Origin of the sequence: Pelagibius sp. (assembly GCF_028281305.1) — a bacterium.
In the GTDB taxonomy this organism is placed as follows: domain Bacteria; phylum Pseudomonadota; class Alphaproteobacteria; order Kiloniellales; family Kiloniellaceae; genus Pelagibius.
Map to the genome: position 1 here is coordinate 1 of NZ_JANQKD010000035.1, position 16,892 is coordinate 16,892.

Below are 16,892 nucleotides of genomic sequence, written 5' to 3' on the forward strand. Positions count from 1 at the left end.
GGTCGGCACCGACCTGGGCGCCGGCAAGTCGGCGATGATCTTCGATGCCGACATCCTCGGCTACTTCATGAACGGCGGCGACAACGCCATGGCCGGCAAGCTGGCCTATGCGCCTTTCGCCGCCAACCCCGCCGCCTCGGCGCCGACGCCCAACATCTGGATCTGGTCGCTCTCCATGTCGAACTTCTCCAGCAACAAGGACGCGGCCTGGTACTTCATGCAGTGGGCCTCGGGACCGGAGCACGGGCTCTTCGGCGCGACGCAGATGGACTTCGTCAATCCCGTACGCGAGTCGGTCTGGGCCGACAGCGGCTTCCGCGAAAGGCTGGACAAGAGCTATCCGGGCTACGTCGCCATGCACGATGTCTCCGCGCCCGGCGCCAGCATCAAGTTCACGGCACAGCCGCTGTTCTTCGACCTGACCACCGAGTGGGCCTCCAGCCTGCAGAAGATGGTGGCCAAGGAGCTGCCCGTGGACGAGGGCCTCGACCAGTTGGCCGAGAGCGTCAACCGTCAGCTCAAGGACGCCGGTCTCGGCTGACCCCCTGTTGTCGGCGGCCCGCTTCCCGGCGGGCCGCTGCCTTTCGGACGTCTTGTCCCCGGACCGATGGGCCTGCAGGATCGGGGGCGGGTTGAGGAAAGCCCGGGAGAGGAAACCCTATGGCAGCGGCGAGCGACATCTCGATACCCCGGCGCCGGTTTGCGGTGTCGCGCCGCCTGTTGCCCTATCTCCTGAGCCTGCCGGCCCTTCTCGTCTGCATTGCCATCCTCATCCCCTTCTTCACGGCGGTCTATTACTCGCTGCAGCGCTTCCGCCTGTCCCAGCCCTGGAACCGGGGCATGAACTGGGGCGAGAACTACCTGAACTTCCTGACCGATCCCGACTTCTGGAACACACTTCAGGTCTCGCTCACCTACGCCTTCCTGACCGTCGGGCTGGAGCTGCTGCTCGGCCTCGGCATCGCGCTCTTGCTGAAGAAGCGCACGCGCCTCAACAACTTCATTTCCATCATGCTGTTGATGCCGCTGATGACGGCGCCGGCGCTGGCCGCGCTGATGTGGAAGTTGATGACCAACCCGAACTTCGGCATCCTCAGCTACTTCGCCGCCCAGCTCGGCTTTCCCGATTTCCGCTGGGGCTCCTCGCCCGACACGGCGCTCTTCACCGTGGTGCTGGTGGACATCTGGGTTTATACGCCCTTCATCATGATCCTGCTGCTGGCGGGCCTGCGCTCGCTGCCGACCCAGCCATTCGAGGCGGCGGCGCTCGATGGCGTGCCGCGCTTCCAGCAGTTCTGGCGCATCACCCTGCCGATGCTGATGCCCTACATCCTCACGGCCTCGCTGTTCCGGCTCCTGGATTCGATCCAGCAGTTCGACATCATCTACGCCATGACCCAAGGCGGGCCCGGGGACACCCTGATGGTCTTCCAGGTGGAGGCCTATCTGAACTTCTTCCAGTCGACCAATGTCGGCCGCTCGGCGGCGCTTTTGATGATCCTCTGGGTGATCACCTATTTCCTCTCCAACATTTTCATCAAGAACTGGCTGCGCCTGCGCGAGCGCGCCAGAGGGGAGGTCTGAGCCATGGATCACATGTCGCCGATCGAAAGATGGTTGCGGGGGATCGCGCTGACGGTCGTGGTGCTGTTCTTCATGTTCCCGATCTTCTGGATCGTTCTCATGAGCCTGCAGACCAACGAGACCATCCTGCGCAGCCCGCCCTCCATGGTCTTCGAGCCGACCTTCGGCAACTACGTCGCCATTATCGCCGGCCGGCTGGACTCCAACGTCGCCTCCATGGGCATCGCCTTCATGGACAACCTCTGGAACTCGATCCTGCTGTCCGTCGGCTCGGTCGCCGTGGCCCTGTTGCTGGGCGTACCGGCGGCCTACGCCTTCGCGCGTCACAAGTTTCGCGGGTCGGAAGAGGTCGCCTTCACCTTGCTCTCCTTCCGCTTCGCGCCGCCGCTCCTCGTTCTGCTGCCGCTGTCGCTCTATTTCCAGCAGATCGGTTTGGCCAACACCTATCTCGGACTGATCTGGGTCTATCAGCTGATCTGCCTGCCGCTCATCCTCTGGATCGTGCGCGGCTACTTCGAGGACATCAGCCCGGACCTGGAACACGCCTACCGCATCGCCGGCCACTCCTGGCTCTCGACTTTCCGGCGTATCGCCCTGCCGCTGGCCGGGCCGGGCATCGCCGCCGCCGGGCTGCTCGCCTTCATCTTCGCCTGGAACAATTTCATCTTCGCCCTGGTGCTGGCCTCCGCCGACAAACAGCCGGTGACCGTCGGCGCCCTTGCCTTCGTGACCGCCTCCGGCATCCAGTACGGCCAGATTGCCGCGGCCATCGTATTGTCGATCGCACCGACCCTGGCGCTGGCGCTCTATGCCCAGCGCTACCTGGTCGAGGGTCTCTCCCTCGGCGCGGTGAAGGGATAGCGCCATGCCGGAACTGCGCATCGAAGATCTGACCAAGCGCTTCAAGGGCGAGGCGGTGCTCGACGGAGTCTCTCTGACCGTCGAGGATGGGGAGACCCTCACGCTCTTCGGTCCCTCCGGCGCCGGCAAGACGGTTTTGCTGCGCTGCATCGCCGGGGCCGTCGATCCCGAAGACGGCCGCATTCTGATCGGCGGCGAAGACATGCAGGACGTTGCGCCGGAGCACCGCGGCATCGGCATGGCCTTCCAGAACTTCGCGCTCTTCCCGCATATGACTGCCTTCGACAACATCGCCAGCCCGCTGACGGCCCAGCGCCGCTCGCGCGATGCAGTGCGCGAGGGTGTGGAGCGGGTGGCGAAACTCCTGAAGATCGACCACGTGCTGAGCCACGCGCCGCGCGCGCTTTCCAACGGGCAGAAGCAGCGCACGGCACTGGCCCGGGCGCTGGCCGCCTCCCCCGGGCTGCTGTTGCTCGACGACCCTCTGCGCAACGTCGATGCCAAGCTGCGCTTCGAAATGCGCCTGGAGCTGCCGCGGCTGCTGGCGGACCAGGGCGCCACGGTGATCTACGTCACCCAGGACTACAAGGAAGCCATGGCACTGGGCGACCGTATCGCCGTGCTCTCGGACGGCAAGATCGCCCAGGTCGGCACGCCTGAAGAGATCTACCGCCGCCCCGCCTCCATCGAGATCGCCCGTCTCTTCGGCGACCCGACCATCAACCTGCTGGACGTGGTGCCGGAAAAGGACGGTGCCGGCGTCTTCGCCCGCCTGTCCAACCAGCGTGTACCCCTGCACGGCGGCCTGGAGGCCGCGGTCGGGCGCGATTGTGTTTTGGGCCTGAGGCCGGAGGCGCTGCGCTTCTCCGCAAACGAGGACGGCATCCCGGTGATGATCGAGGCGGAAACGCCCTTCAACGAGAAGACCGTGACCCTTGTCGTCACCGCGCGCGGCCGCGAAATCCTGATCTCCCGTCCTGCCGGCACGCCGGCCCCCGCCAGCGGCGCCGCGCAGATCGCGGCGGACGCCACGGACGCGCTGCTCTTCGACCGCGCCACCCAGGCCCGCATCGTCCCCGACCGCGACGGCGGCAGCACCAGCGAGGCCGCGGCATGAGCGAAGCCAAGCTGCAACTGGAGGCGGTCGACAAGATCTACAACGCCGGCGGCGCGCGGCAGGTCCATGCCGTGCGCAGCCTGGACATGACGGTTGCGCCCGGCGAGATCGTCGCCCTGCTGGGCTCCTCCGGCTGCGGCAAGACCTCCACCCTGCGCATGATCGCCGGCTTCGAAGAGGCGACCAGGGGCAGCATCCGCCTGGACGGCCGTGAGATTCACCGCCTGGCGCCGGCCAAACGCAACGTCGCCATGGCCTTCGAAGGCTACTCCCTCTATCCGCCGCTGACGGTGCGGGAAAACATCGCCTTCGCGCTGAAGTCGTCTTCGCTGAGCAAGACCGCAGTGGCAGAGCGCGTTGGCGAGATGGCGCATATGCTGGAGATCGAGGACGTTCTCGACCGCTACCCCAGCTCGATTTCCGGCGGGCAGCAGCAACGGGCCAGCCTGGGGCGCGCCCTTATCCGCGATGCCGGGCTCTATCTGCTGGACGAACCCATGGGCCAGTTGGAGCCGCAGCTTCGCGCCCTGCTGCGCGGACGCATCAAGTTCTACATCAAGGAGCGCGGCCTGACTGCGATCCTGGTGACCCACGACCAGACCGAGGCCAACGCCCTGGCCGACCGGATTGCCGTCATGGAAGACGGCGTCCTACAGCAGTTCGACAGCCCGGCCCACCTCAAGGACCGGCCGGCCAATCTTTTCACCGGAACCTTTATCGGCGAGCCGCCGATGAACGTCTTCGAAGCCGAAGTGCGGGCCGACAGCGGACGCCTGCGCTTCGGCCTTTCCGGCGGCGTCGTCCTGGACTATGCGGAAGAGGAGTTCTCCGAAGCGCTGCGCCGGACGCTGGCGCAGAAGCTGCGCGTTACTCTCGGCGTGCGGCCTCATGCAGTCCGCCTCGCGGCCGAAGGGGCGCCCGCGGAAGTGACCGCGAACCAGTGGCTCGGCGATCAGACCCACATCGCTGCGCGTTTTGCCGGCGGCTCCATCGTGACGGTCGAACACCATCATGCTCCCTATGCGAAGGGCGAAACCATCGGCGTCGTCCTGGGCTCGGCGGATCTGCACGTCTTCGACAGCCAGACCGGCGCGGCGATCAGCCACGGAGGGGCCCTGGCGTGACGCGGGATCTGCTGATCGGCGTCGATGCCGGCACCTCGGTCATCAAGGCCGTGGCCTTCGATCTCAGCGGCAGCCAGGTCGCCATGACGAGCCGGCGCAACCACTACCTCACCCTGCCCAATGGCGGCGTCGAACAGGACATGCGCCGCACCTGGCAGGACACGGTCGACGTGCTCAAGGACCTGGGCGAACAGGTGACGGGGCTTGGCGAGCGCGCGCGTGCGCTTTCGGTGACCGGCCAGGGCGACGGCTGCTGGCTGATCGATGCGGAGGGAACACCGATCCACGACGGCTGGCTCTGGCTGGACGCCCGGGCGGCGGCGGAAGCGCGGGAAATTGCCGAGTCCGAGGGAATCGACGTGATCTACCGGACCACCGGTTCCGGCGTGAACGTCTGCCAGATGCGCACGCATCTCACCTGGATCAAGCGGCACCAGCCGGAGCTGCTTGAGCGCGCAGAGACAGCCATGCACTGCAAGGACTGGCTCTACTTCAACCTCACCGGCCAGCGTGCCTCGGATCCGACCGAAGCGGTCTTCACCTTCGGCGACTACCGAACCCGCGCTTACGCCGAGGAGGTCCTGGAGGCCCTGGGACTCGCTGATCTGCGCCGCCTGCTGCCGCCGATCGTCGATGGTGCCGCCGAAGCCCATGGCCTGACTGTGGCCGCCGCCGCGGCAACCGGTCTGCCCGCCGGACTGCCGGTTTCGCTGGGCTACGTCGACATCATGTGCTGCGCCATGGGCGCCGGGCTGCACGACGCCGCCGTCCGTCCTGGCCTGACCGTGCTCGGCTCCACCGGCATGCACATGCGCTTCGTGCCGGATGTGGACTCCGTGGTGCTGAACGCGGAGCGCAGCGGCTACACAATGGCCTTCCCCGGCCCGGCCTATGCCCAGATGCAGACCAACATGGCCGCGACCCTGAACATCGACTGGGTGCTGGGGCTCGCCCGCGAGATGCTGGCAAGCGAGGGTGTCGAGCGCGAGTTGCACGACCTGCTCGCCAGCCTGGACGACCGCGTCATGGCGGCGCGGCCGGGCGCAGCCCTCTTCCATCCCTACATCTCCCTCGCCGGCGAGCGCGGGCCCTTCGCCGAGCCCAGTGCAAGGGCGAGCTTCACCGGGCTCGATCAGACCACGGGATGGTTCGACATCGTCCGCGCAGTCTGCGAAGGCCTCGCCCTGGCGGCGCGGGACTGCTATGCCGCCATGGGCCCGACGCCGGGCGAGATCCGCCTGACCGGGGGTGCGGCCCGCTCCGCCGCCCTCAAAACCATTCTCGCCGCCGCCCTGGGCACACCGGTGCGCAGCGTCGCCCAGGAGGAAGCGGGCGCCGCGGGCGCGGTGATGATGGCCGCCGTCCAGCAGGGGCTCTATCCCGACATGGCGGCCTGCGCCGATGCCTGGGTCACCCCCCTGCTGCAGCCGCCCGAAGCGCCCGACACCGGCCTTGGCGCCGTTTACGATGCGCTCTTCGGCGTCTACCTCGACACCCGCCGCGCCCTGGTTCCGGCCTGGCACGCCATGGTCGCCGCACGGGGTGCCGTCTCATGAGCGGCAACTCCAAGGAAAACGGCGCCAAGACGGAGATCGCCATCATCGGCGACCGCTTTATGCTTTCGGCGCTGTTCGAGGAAGCGCTGCATGCGGCCTGCGGTGAGTCCGTCATCTGTCGCAGCCTCGACCTGCCCTGGCCCGACGAGCCCATGGAGCACGGCTATCAGACGCCGGGCATGGATGGACTGAAGGAATACATGGGCGACCCGGCGGATGTGATCGCCCACGTCGGGCCGGCGCCGGTGCTGGTCACCCACCTGGCCCCGCTCTCCGCCGCCATGTTGGCCGCCATGCCAGGCCTGAAACTGGTCGCCGTCTCCCGCGGCGGGCCGGTCAACATCGACATGGGCGCGGCGGCCGAGCACGGCGTTACGGTGGTGAACACGCCCGGCCGCAACGCGTCGGCGGTGGCCGAGTTCACCATTGGGGCAATTCTCGCACAGACGCGCAACATCACGTCAGGTCACGACGCGCTGCGGCGCGGCGAGTATCGCGGCGACCTCTACCGCGCCGACGTCACCGGCGAGGAACTGTCGGAACTCACCGTCGGCATCATCGGGTACGGCAACGTCGGCAGCCGCGTGGTCCCCCTGCTGCGCGCATTCGGCTGCCGCATCCTGGTGAACGATCCCTATGTGCAGCTTTCGCCGGAAGACGCCGCCGCTGGTGTCACCATGGTCGACTTTGACCGGCTGCTGGCCGAGTCCGACGTGGTGAGCCTGCATCCACGGGTGACGGAGGAAACCCGTGGCATGATGGATGCCGCCGCTTTCGCCGCCATGAAACCCGGCAGCATCGTCGTCAACACCGCACGCGGCCCGCTGATGGACTATGACGCGCTCTACGACGTGCTCGTGTCCGGCCATCTGCGCGGGGCCATGCTGGAGACCTTCGCCATCGAGCCGACGCCGCCGGACTGGCCCCTGCTGCAGCTGCCCAACGTCACGCTGACGCCGCACATCGCCGGTGCCTCGGTGAAAACGGTGCGGATCGCAGCCGCCAAGGCCGCCGAAGAGGTGCGCCGCTGGCTGCGCGGCGAACCGCCTCTCAACCCCTGTTGACGTCGCGATGCAATCAGCCCTCCGCAACGACCCTATCGACCTTCTCGTCATCGGTGGTGGCGTCAACGGCGTCGGCGTGGCACGCGATGCTGCCGGGCGCGGTCTCTCCGTCGTGCTCTGCGAGAAGGGCGACCTCGCCGAAGGCACCTCCTCGCGCTCCGGCAAGTACATTCACGGCGGCCTGCGCTATCTGGAGTACTACGAGTTTCGGCTGGTGCGCGAAGCCCTGATCGAACGGGAAGTGGTGCTGGAGGTGGCCCCTCACCTGACATGGCCGCTGCAGCTCGTCCTGCCGCACAGCCCGGAGCAGCGCCCGCGCTGGCTGATCCGCCTCGGCCTCTTCCTCTACGATCACCTGGGTGGGCGCAAACGCATCCCAGCCACCCGCGCGCTCGACCTGCGCAGCGCACCGGAAGGAGCAATGCTGCGCAAGGCCTTCATCAGGGCCTTCGCCTACTGGGATGTCTGGGTCGACGATGCCCGCCTGGTGGTGCTCAACGCCGTCGACGCCGCGCGGCGCGGCGCCGAGATCCTGCCGCAGACGGAGTGTCTCTCGGCCCGCCGCGAAGGGGCGAATTGGCAGGTGACCTTGAAGGATGCGGAAACCGGCGCCCTGCGCGACCTCGAGGCCAAGGCCATCGTCAACACCGCGGGACCCTGGGTGGAGAAGGTGCTGGGCAATGTGGCCGGCGTGAACGCGAAGCGCAGTGTGCGGCTGGTCAAGGGCAGCCACATCATACTCAAGCGCTGGTGGCAGGGCGACCACGGCTACGTGCTGCAGGCCCACGACAAGCGACTGATCTTCGTCAATCCCTACTTCGACGATCTGGCGCTGGTCGGCACCACCGACATTCCCTTCGACGGCCGTCCGGAGGATGTCGCCATCGACCGCGGCGAGACCGACTACCTTCTGGCGATCCTGAACCGCTACTTCAAGACTGCGTTGGAACCGTCGGATGTCGTCTCCTCGTTCTCCGGGGTGCGCCCGCTCTACGACGACGATACGGCCAAGGGCGCTTCCGCCGTGACCCGCGACTACGAACTGGAGATCGACGGCGGCAACGGGCGGGCCCCCATCCTCTCTGCCTTCGGGGGCAAGCTCACCACCTACCGCAAGCTCTCGGAGCACAGCTTGGACAAGCTTGCCGCGTGGTTCCCGCAAATGGGGCCGGCCTGGACCGCCACTGCGCCGCTGCCGGGCGGCGCCATCGACAATGCCGACTTCGATGCCTGGCTGCAGGATTTCCAGGCGGCCCGCCCGTGGCTGCCCGCCGACCTCGCCCGCCACTACGGACGCTGCTACGGCAGCGAGGCCGCAGAGATGCTGGGCGAGGCAAAATCCCTCGCCGACCTCGGCCGTCACTTCGGCGCACTGTTCTATGAGCGCGAAGCCAAGTGGCTGATCAACAGGGAATGGGCGCGCAGCGCCGAGGACATCCTGACCCGCCGCACCAAACACGGCCTCTTCCTCACCGAGGCAGAGCAGAGCGCATTTCAAGAATGGCTGAGACTGGATGCCGTCGCATGAGCCCCTACCAGAACCTTCGCAACTCGCCCGTCTTCGCCGACCTCTGCCGGGTCTCCGCCCGCCTCGGCAGAGATCCCCTGCAGGTCCAGGGACCCGGCGGCAACGCCTCCCTCAAGGACGATGCGGCTATGCTGGTGAAGGCTTCCGGCACCTGGCTGGCCGATGCCGAGACGCAGGACATCATGGTGCCGGTCGACCTCGCGCGGCTGCGTGAGGCCTTGAGGACGGGCGACCCCAAGGCCGACAACGGCGCCGCTTTCGTGCCGGAGGGCGAGAACCCCCGCGGGCTCCGCCCCTCGATCGAAACCTCCGTTCATGCGATCTTCGACTGGCCGGTCGTCCTGCACACCCACTGCGTGGCGACCATTGCCACGGCTCTGCGCGCGGATGCAGGGCAGGTCGTCGCCGAACGCCTGGCCGACCTTGGCGCGGCCTTCGTCCCCTACACCAAGCCCGGTCTCGCCCTCGCCCAGGCGATCGATGCGGCGGCCGATCCGGGGACGCGGGTTCTCGTGCTCGGCAACCATGGACTTGCCGCCGGCGCCGAGACGGCTGAGGAGGCCGAAAGGCTCGTGCGCGAGGTGGTCGGCCGCCTGACGCCGGCCGTCTGCGGGCAGGAGCCGGGGACACCCGACCTTCCGCAGTCTCTGGGCGACCACGGATGGCGAACCTTCGACCATGGCCCGACGACCGCTCTTGCTTTCGATCCCGAAGTGTTGGGGCGGCTGCGCGGCGGCAGCTTCTACCCCGACCATGTCATCTTTCTGGGCCCGGGAGTCTTCGTCGCCGACGTTGAGGAACCCGCTGAAGCGGCCTTGGCCCGCGCCGCCGCTGAACCGCGACAGAACCTCGTCGTCTTTCCGGGTCGCGGCGTTGCCATGCCGGCCGACGCTTCGCCCGCCATGCAGGCCATGGCGCGCTGCCTCGGCGATGTCGCCCAGCGCCTCGACCCCGAAGCGGCGCTCACCCGCCTGACGGCGGAAGACGAAGCCGAGCTCCTGAACTGGGATGCGGAAAAGTACCGCCAGACTCTGGACCGCAGTCCGGCAGCCGGCACTTAAGCGATCTGCTCAGTGTCTGACGGCCCTTCCAGTTGGGCGGTCTGCTCGTAGAACAGCGTCGGCGTCGACCAGTTGGGGTTCTCACTGGAGAAGAGGTCCAGGAAGGCAATGGCCAACGCGGGGTCCTGCGTCACGTTCTCCTTGAAGGACCACCAGGTGCGGATGTCGGAGAGATCGGGCGCCAGAGTCAGCATCTCGTCGAAATCCTGTGCCAGCACCGCCGCCCGCACGTTCAGGCAGTAGGCGACATAGGCATAGCCCTCAGGCCAGTAGAAGGCGGGATTGGAAGCGTCGGAGCCGACCGGCACGCTGGCTACCTCCAGCGGCACGTCGCGGATCAGCTGCTGCAGCATCAGGCCGGAGGCGAAGTTGGTGAAAGCCCGCCGCGCCGTCGGGTCCTTCGGCTTCTGGGCCTCGAAAGCCCTGAGCCAATGAATGAAGACCTGCGCCAGGCGGTCGTTGTGGATTTCGTAGACGACACCGCTGGCCGCCGAGATTGCCTCGACCTGCCGCGCGAAGGACTGCTTGAACCAGCGCATGCGGCGCATCGCCCGACGGATCGGGCGGTCGGTCTGCGGCAGGGAATCGGGCAGCGGCAGCGCCATAGTCGCCTCAGATCTTGTCTGCGTAGGCGGAAAGAAGCGCCCGCAGGCGTTCGGCGTCGCCCAGACACTCGGTCACCTCGGTCTTCAGCGCCTCGGCCATGTCGCAACAGGTCAACAACAGCGCCTCGGCGTCCTCCGGCCCATCCTGCCGCTCGGCCAAGAACCAGAGGATCAGGGCGAAGATGGCGAGTTTCTCCAGCTCCTCCTCGGTGAGAGGCTCGCCCTCCTCTTCCCTGGCTGCCGGCAGCAGGTCGCGGATGACGCCGCGATCGACCATCTCCTGCATCAGCGCAGCCGCCAGGGCAAAGCGGTCTTTCTCCGCCGCGCCGGATTGAATGGCCGCCTTGTAGGCCTCGGCGCTGCGCACCTCGCTCACCAAACCTTCGCTTGCACCCAGATGAGGCAACGCCCGGGTCAGCCCGTGATAGGCAGCCTGGGCGAAGGCGATTTCGGCATGGCCGATGTGTTCGATGTCTTCCAGGGTCGCCGTGCTCAGGCTTTCGCCGCCGCCGCTGTCGAGAAAGCGCCGCGACAAGCCCGCGGCCATATCGTTCACACGGTCTGCGATCTGATCGAAGTCGCGCAGCACCGAGCGGGCCACATCGCTGATCGGAGAGGGAATCGGGTCAAGCGGGGTATCAAGAAATCCGCGGCCGCGCTTCATAGTGAAGCGCAGCATCCTCAGAGCATCCTTCAGCGGCAGACGGGCTGCCGAAGGGGTGAAGCTTCGTTGCGTCGTGGGCATGGCCTGGACCCGCTGTCACCTTCATTATGTAGTGATTCCCGCGCCGGAGACCAGCGCCGCAATCAGACTTTCACCAGCATGGACCTGACCGGTGTCTTTTCCATGAACGCCATAGTCGACTCCAGGGAGGCGACCACCGCCTGGGAGCCGAGCCCCATGGCATTCTGCGCCGAAGAGGCCTGGCCGAGACGCACGCAGGCCTCCGGGTCCAGGCCCAGGTGCAGGCCCGTGGCAAAGCCCGCATTGAAGCAGTCGCCGCAACCGCAGGTGCAGACCACGTCGATATCGAAGGCCGGAAGATGAAAGCGGGTGCCGTCGCTGTGCCGGTAGAGCGCCCCTTCCGCCCCAAGGGTCAGCACAACGCAGCCCGCGCCCTTGTCCAGCAGGAACTTGGCGACGTCGTCGTAGTCGCTGAGGCCGGAGAGCGCCATCGCCTCCTCTTCCGAGGGAAGAAAATAGTCCGTGTAGGGCAGCAGTCCTTCCACAAGCGGCATGTCGTCCTGCGTGCTCGCGAAGACGTCCAGGGTGGTGATGCAGCCGCGCTCCTTGGCCTTGCGCATCATGGCAAAGCTGGGGGCACCGTCCATGCGGTCCATCAGCCCGACCCCGCCGATGTGGAAGATGCGGGTGTCGAGGACCCGGTCGAGCTGGTCCTCTGTCACGAAAAAAGCGCCGGTCGCACCTTTTTTGTGCAGCGCCGGCCGCGCTCCGTCCGGTCGGGTGGTGACAATGGAGGAGGAGGTCGCAACGCCGGTGCAGAGCTCCATGTTGACGGTATCGACATCGAAGCTCTGCAGCTTCTCCAGAACCCACTTGCCCATGTCGTCGTCGCCCACGCCGCCAACCGCCTGAACGTTCAGGCCGTGCTTTGCCGCCACGATGGCCGCGCTTCCGGCGGCGCCGGAGACAGCCAGAGTCAGCTCGTCGATGAAGTAGGTTCCGCCGCCGGGGGGAATGTCCGTTACCGGACGGCCGAGGCAGTCGAAGGTGTAGAACCCGAGGGAAGTGTAGTCGAAAGTCATAGGGTCACTCAGGTCACCGAAGCCGTTCGCCCGACGTGGCGTCGAAGAAGTAAAGGCGGTCGAGATCAAAGCTGATCTGGGCCGTACTGTCCAGCGGCGCCCGGAAATCGCGGTCGGCCCTGATCTCGATGAGGGTGTCGTCACTGCGCAGGCTGACGAATGTCTGGTCGCCCGTGGGTTCGATGCCGAAGATCCTGCCGGTCAGGTGGCCGGCAGCACCGTTGACGTGGCAGTCCTCCGGGCGGACACCGAGTACGGCTTCGCGGCTGCCCTCCAGGGCAAGGCCCTCGACGCGCAGTCCCGCCGCGCTGAAAACCCCGCCCTCCAGATGACCGGCAATCAGGTTCATCGGCGGGGAGCCGATGAAGCCGGCAACGAAAGTGTTGGCAGGGTCGCCATAGATCTCGTGCGGCGTGCCGATCTGCTGGATCTCGCCGCCGTCCATGATAACGATGCGGTCCGCCAAGGTCATGGCCTCGACCTGATCGTGGGTCACATAGACCGTGGTGATCTTCAGCTGTCGCTGCAGATGCTTCAGCTGGACGCGCATGGCGGTGCGCAGCTTGGCGTCCAGATTCGACAGCGGCTCGTCCATCAGGAAGACATGGGGCTGGCGCACGACAGCGCGGGCCAGCGCGGCGCGCTGGCGCTGGCCGCCGGACAGCGCCCCTGGCTTCCGCTCGAGATAGTCGCCCAGTTCCACCATCTCCGCCGCCCGCTGCACCAGCGCCGCATGCTGCTCCTTCGGCACCCTGCGCATGCGCAGGGGGAAGCGGATGTTCTCGTAGATGGTCATGTTGGGGTAGAGCGCATAGCTCTGGAACACCATCGCCACGTCGCGGTCGCGGGCATCGACTTCGTTCACCACCTCGCCGTCGATCACCACCTCGCCGCCGCTGGGGTCCTCCAGACCGGCGATCATGCGCATGGTGGTCGTCTTGCCGCAGCCCGAAGGCCCCAGGAAGACGACGAACTCCTCGTCGGAGATGGTCAGGTTGACGTCCTTGACCCCGACGAAGTGGCCCCATTTTTTGGAGATGTTGCGCAGTTCGATCTCAGCCACGGCCTATCCCTTCAATGCGCCCAGGGTCAGCCCCCGCGACAGGTGTTTCTGGATCAGAATCACCAGCAGGAAGATCGGTATGAAGGCCAGGAAGGAGACCAGGGCGATGGCGTTGTAGATCTTGCCGTCCGATCCGCCGGTGAAATTCGCCAGCGCCACCGACATGGTGTAGGCGTTCTTGGTGGAGGCGATCAGCAGCGTGAAGAGGAACTCGTTGACGGCGAAGATCGCGGCGATGACCGCCGCAGTGATGATCCCCGGCAGGCAGATCGGGATGATGATCTCCCAGAGGATACGCAGGTCCGAGGCACCGTCGGTGCGCGCCGCATCCTCCAGTTCGTGGGGGATGTCCTGCATGTAGGAACGGATGATCCAGGTGACGACGCTGAGATTGATCGCCGCATAGACCAGCATCAGACCCCAGACCGTGTCCAGCAGGCCGACATTCTTGAACAGGAAGAAGATCGGAATGGCGACGATGGCGGGCGCCATCATGCGGGTCGAGAGAATGTAGAAGCCGATGTCCTCCCGCCCCTTGTAGTCGTAGCGCGCCAGGGAATAGGCCGCCGGAATGGCCAGCACGAGGTCGATGATCACCGATCCGACGATGGCCAGCAGCGAGTTGCGCAGATAGCTGCCCATGGGCCAGTCGTCCCAGATCATATGCCAGGCATCGAGGGAGAAGGTCGGCCAGTAGATCGGCTGCGGCGTGATGATCTCGGTCCTCGGCCGGAAGCCGATGGAGAGGAACCAGAGGATCGGCACCAGGCAGAACAGCGCCCAGGCCGCCAGCACGCAGTAGCGCAGGAAAAGGTTCTCGCCGGACTTCCGCCGCGCCGCCATCACGCCCTCCCGGAGCGGAAGAACCGCTTCAGCAGCACCTGGGCGATGATGATGGTGAGAATCAGCATGATGGCCGAGGCCGCCGAGGCATAGCCGAAGTTGAAGAGGCGAAAGCCTGTGCGATAGATGAAGTAACTGATCGTCTCCGTCGTGCCGCCGGGCGTCCCCTGGGTCATGATGAAGACATTGGTGAACATGGTGGTGATGTCGATGCCGCGCAGGATGACGGCAACGGCAATCACCGGCCGCATCAGCGGCAGCGAGATGTTCCAGAAGATCGCCGGCCAGCTGGCACCGTCCAGGCGGGCCGCCTCCTCGATCTCCTTGTCCTGGGCCTGCAGGCCGGCGACGAAGATGATGAAGAGGAAGGGCGTCCACTGCCAGACGTCGGCGACGATCAGGGTCAGGCGGGCGTTCCAGACGACGCCCAGGAAGTCGATGTTCTCGGAAATCAGTCCAACCCGCATCAGGAGATCGGAGATCACCCGACCGTCCATGAAGGCGAGCTTCCAGATGAAGGCCACCGCCGAAGGCATAAAGAGCATCGGCATCAGGAAGATGATGCGCCAGCCACGAATCAGCGGGTCGCGGTAGGCAAAGAACGCCAGCATCAGGGCGATGGCGCACTGCAGCGTCAGCGAGATGCCGCCGATCACCAGGGTGTTCCACAGGGCCGCCCAGAACTCGTCGTCCTGGAACAGGTCGACGTAGTTGCCGACCCCGTTGGGCACCCAGCCGGTGAAGGTAACCACGAAGAACGACTGGTAGATTGCGAAGACCCCGGGATAGAGGGTGATCCCCAGGAGGTAGATCACCGCCGGGGCGACCAGCAGGTAGGGAAAGATCTTGCGCTGAAAGGGGCTGCGGCGCGCGCGCCGGGGGGCGGCGGCGAGCGCCGCCCCTTCAGCCTTGAGCGTGGTTTGCGTCATCAGTGCAAGGATCGCACTTCAGCCGGGAAAATCAAATCGGCGAAGGCTTGCCGCGCCCCACCCAGGTACCCGCCTCCACCGCGGAATAGGGGAAGGGTTCGCGGCTGGTGAAGAAGCCGTTCCTCTTCATGATCGACCGCCAGGCCTCGGCGCCGGCATCCAGCGCCTCCTTGGCGGAGCTTTGCCCGACGACGGCCTTGTTGATCTCGTTGCCGAGCACCTGCTCCATCTCGAACATGCCGGGGATGCGCGGCGCGCACCAGGCGTATTCGAGGCTGTCCGCCCAGACCTTGGCCGGCTGGGAAACCGCTTCCAGCCGCGGGTTGGTCAGCACCGACTTGTAGCCCGGGGCCACGCCGTTGGCGTTGGCCTCGTTCATCGCCATGATCGAGGCGGTGGTCAGGAAGGCGAGCATGAGGAAGGCGCCCTCCGGATTCTGCGAGGTCGAGGCGACGCAGGAGGTGGAGCCGGCGATGTTCGGCGGCGCGAAGCGCGCGCCGGCCATATCGACGCGCGGTTCGTAGATGGTGACGAAGTCGTCGACGATCTGGCTCTGATCCGGGCGCATGGCCTGGGTGCCGCTGTCCTGCCAGGAGATGTTGGTGGCAAGCTGGCCGCCCAGCCAGGCAGCCCGGTTCTCCGGCCAGCCCCAGCCGGCGACGCCCTGCGCGGCGTTCTTCTGCAGGTCCAGGATGATCTCCAGCCCCTTGATGCCGGCGTCGTTGTTGAAGATCGGGTTCCAGTCGCTGTCGAAGAGATCCATGCCGCACTGGGCCGCAACGTGCTCCCAGGTGTAGGTCGACCAGAAGCCACGGGCGGCCATCAGGCCGACACCGGCGACACCGGGCTGGATCTTGTCGAGTTCGCCGGAAAGGCGGATCAGGTCATCGTAGGTCTCGACGGTCTTCCACTTGTCGATCGGCCCGCCTGTGACCTGCTCGACGAAGCCCTTGCGCAGATGCACCATCTGAATGTCGCAGTCGAAGGGAATCCCGTAGATACCCTTGTCGCCAAAGTGGCCGTAGTTCAGCAGGTAGGTGTCGTAGAAGTCGTCCAGCGGCAGCTTCCACTTCTCGGCGTAGTCGTCCAGGCGCGCCAGGAAGCCCGGGGCGGCGAAGTCGCCGAGCCAGGGCGAGAAGAACTGCAGCGCGTCAAAGCTGGCGTTGCCGGAAATGAACTCGGCGATGGCCTTGTCGTAGAAACTATCGTCGGGAATGGGAACCAGCTCGACCTTGATGCCCGAAAGCTTCTCGAAGGGCACCAGGCCTTCGGCGGCGGACTCCTGGTCGGCAGCGCCGATGGCGAAACGCACGGTCTTGCCGGCCTGCTCGGCGCGCACGTCTTCCCAGTCCACCGTGCGGATCCAGTCCTTGTTGGGATCCCACAGCGGTTCGTCGGACATGTTGTAGAGCTTGCGGTAATCCTCCCGCACGTACTTCGGTACCGAGATGTCGGCCAGCACGCTGGCCGGATCCGGCAGCCCGGACTGGGCAAAGGCCGGGGCGGCAAGCGAAGTGCCGACGCCGGTCGCAAGACCGGCCGCGGCGCTGGATTTCAGGAATGTCCGGCGGGTGAACCCGTGAGTGGTACTGCGCATCGCTGTTTCCTCCCTTGTGTTCGTTCTTGTCCCCGCCCAGCGCCCAAAGAACCGATCTGACGATCTTGGGCCTTGGCCGGGCCCGGCAGGCGATCCGCCCGGCCGGGTAATCGCGCGCCAGCGCAGCGCGAGAGACAGGTCAGGGTGCTTTTCGGGAAGGTGCAGAGACCACGGCGTTCTTTTCCTCCCCCAC

Annotated in this window: 15 protein-coding genes and 1 pseudogene; 9 read left to right on the top strand and 7 right to left on the bottom strand. The window is 66.2% G+C overall.

Features of this window, described 5'->3' with window-relative positions:
- From Q0982_RS08600 to Q0982_RS08640, 9 genes and pseudogenes are all read left to right on the top strand, one after another.
- Positions 1-541 (top strand): annotated as a pseudogene (locus tag Q0982_RS08600) (ABC transporter substrate-binding protein); the annotation flags it as partial.
- A gap of 119 nt (positions 542-660) precedes the next feature.
- Positions 661-1,584, top strand: coding sequence for a carbohydrate ABC transporter permease (locus Q0982_RS08605; RefSeq protein ID WP_299394216.1), 924 nt, complete (start codon positions 661-663; stop codon positions 1,582-1,584).
- Positions 1,585-1,587: 3 nt separating this feature from the next.
- The gene (locus Q0982_RS08610; protein WP_299394218.1) at positions 1,588-2,445 is read left to right on the top strand and encodes a carbohydrate ABC transporter permease; all 858 of its coding nucleotides are present in this window, start codon (positions 1,588-1,590) and stop codon (positions 2,443-2,445) included.
- 4 nt (positions 2,446-2,449) lie between these two features.
- Positions 2,450-3,562, top strand: a complete 1,113-nt coding sequence (locus Q0982_RS08615) for an ABC transporter ATP-binding protein (RefSeq protein ID WP_299394219.1) — start codon at positions 2,450-2,452, stop codon at positions 3,560-3,562.
- Positions 3,559-4,686, top strand: coding sequence for an ABC transporter ATP-binding protein (locus tag Q0982_RS08620; protein ID WP_299394221.1), 1,128 nt, complete (start codon positions 3,559-3,561; stop codon positions 4,684-4,686). Before Q0982_RS08615 ends, Q0982_RS08620 begins: the two co-directional genes overlap by 4 nt.
- Positions 4,683-6,242 (top strand): FGGY-family carbohydrate kinase, encoded by a 1,560-nt coding sequence (locus tag Q0982_RS08625; protein ID WP_299394223.1) that lies wholly within the window; start codon positions 4,683-4,685, stop codon positions 6,240-6,242. The genes Q0982_RS08620 and Q0982_RS08625 overlap by 4 nt, the downstream gene beginning before the upstream one ends.
- Entirely contained in the window at positions 6,239-7,306 is a 1,068-nt protein-coding gene (locus Q0982_RS08630; RefSeq protein WP_299394225.1) for a 2-hydroxyacid dehydrogenase, read from the top strand. Before Q0982_RS08625 ends, Q0982_RS08630 begins: the two co-directional genes overlap by 4 nt.
- 7 nt (positions 7,307-7,313) lie before the next feature.
- Positions 7,314-8,834, top strand: a complete 1,521-nt coding sequence (locus Q0982_RS08635) for a glycerol-3-phosphate dehydrogenase (protein WP_299394227.1) — start codon at positions 7,314-7,316, stop codon at positions 8,832-8,834.
- Positions 8,831-9,895, top strand: a complete 1,065-nt coding sequence (locus tag Q0982_RS08640; RefSeq protein WP_299394229.1) for a class II aldolase/adducin family protein — start codon at positions 8,831-8,833, stop codon at positions 9,893-9,895. Before Q0982_RS08635 ends, Q0982_RS08640 begins: the two co-directional genes overlap by 4 nt.
- Here Q0982_RS08640 and Q0982_RS08645 read toward each other — a convergent pair.
- From Q0982_RS08645 to Q0982_RS08675, 7 genes are all read right to left on the bottom strand, one after another.
- Positions 9,892-10,500, bottom strand: coding sequence for a hypothetical protein (locus tag Q0982_RS08645; protein ID WP_299394231.1), 609 nt, complete (start codon positions 10,498-10,500; stop codon positions 9,892-9,894). The two genes, Q0982_RS08640 and Q0982_RS08645, sit on opposite strands and share 4 nt — an antisense overlap.
- Positions 10,501-10,507: 7 nt before the next feature.
- Positions 10,508-11,245: a hypothetical protein gene (locus Q0982_RS08650; protein WP_299394234.1), complete on the bottom strand. Its 738-nt coding sequence runs from the start codon at positions 11,243-11,245 to the stop codon at positions 10,508-10,510.
- A gap of 62 nt (positions 11,246-11,307) precedes the next feature.
- A complete protein-coding gene (locus tag Q0982_RS08655) occupies positions 11,308-12,267 on the bottom strand; it encodes a carbohydrate kinase family protein (RefSeq protein ID WP_299394237.1) in 960 nt (319 codons plus the stop codon).
- A gap of 13 nt (positions 12,268-12,280) precedes the next feature.
- Positions 12,281-13,330, bottom strand: a complete 1,050-nt coding sequence (locus Q0982_RS08660) for an ABC transporter ATP-binding protein (RefSeq protein WP_299394239.1) — start codon at positions 13,328-13,330, stop codon at positions 12,281-12,283.
- Between the two features lie 3 nt (positions 13,331-13,333).
- Complete coding sequence (locus tag Q0982_RS08665; RefSeq protein WP_299394242.1) at positions 13,334-14,173, bottom strand: carbohydrate ABC transporter permease; 840 nt, start codon at positions 14,171-14,173, stop codon at positions 13,334-13,336.
- Entirely contained in the window at positions 14,173-15,102 is a 930-nt protein-coding gene (locus Q0982_RS08670) for a carbohydrate ABC transporter permease (RefSeq protein WP_299394243.1), read from the bottom strand. The genes Q0982_RS08665 and Q0982_RS08670 overlap by 1 nt, the downstream gene beginning before the upstream one ends.
- 31 nt (positions 15,103-15,133) lie before the next feature.
- Positions 15,134-16,699 (bottom strand): substrate-binding domain-containing protein, encoded by a 1,566-nt coding sequence (locus Q0982_RS08675; protein WP_299394246.1) that lies wholly within the window; start codon positions 16,697-16,699, stop codon positions 15,134-15,136.
- Positions 16,700-16,892: the final 193 nt, after the last annotated feature.